Annotated in this window: 1 protein-coding gene; it reads right to left on the bottom strand. The window is 68.9% G+C overall.

Annotated elements, in window-relative coordinates; translation table 11 throughout:
• Positions 1 to 556, bottom strand: a 556-nt coding sequence (locus BMI01S_RS37960) for an aromatic amino acid lyase (protein WP_042293694.1), incomplete at both ends; no start/stop codon positions are given.

Below are 556 nucleotides of genomic sequence, written 5' to 3'. Positions count from 1 at the left end.
AGCTCGATCGCGAGGATGTTGGCCGTGTTCTCCGCGATGTCCGCGAGCTTGCGCGCGGCGAACGTCGCCATCGAAACGTGGTCTTCCTGGTTCGCCGAGGTCGGCAGCGAATCCACCGAGGCCGGATGCGCGAGCGTCTTGTTCTCCGAGGCGAGCGCGGCCGCCGTCACGTGCGCGATCATGAAGCCCGAGTTCACGCCGCCGTCCTTCACGAGGAAAGGCGGCAGGCCCGAGAGCGTCGCGTCGATGAGCAGCGCGATGCGGCGCTCGGCGAGCGCGCCGATCTCGGCGGCGGCCAGCGCGAGGTTGTCGGCGGCGAAGGCGACCGGCTCGGCGTGGAAGTTGCCGCCCGAAAGCACTTCGTTCGTTTCCGGGAAGATCAGCGGGTTGTCCGAGACGGCGTTCGCCTCGATGAGCAGCACCTGCGCGGCGTGGCGCATCTGGTCGAGGCACGCGCCCATCACCTGCGGCTGGCAGCGCAGCGAGTACGGATCCTGGACCTTGCCGCAGTCGCGGTGCGAGAGGTTGATCGCCGAGCCTTCGAGCAGCGTGCGGT

Origin of the sequence: Paraburkholderia mimosarum LMG 23256 = NBRC 106338, from assembly GCF_000739815.1 — a bacterium.
Classification (GTDB): domain Bacteria; phylum Pseudomonadota; class Gammaproteobacteria; order Burkholderiales; family Burkholderiaceae; genus Paraburkholderia; species Paraburkholderia mimosarum.
This window is presented reverse-complemented; position numbering and strand designations above follow the sequence as displayed.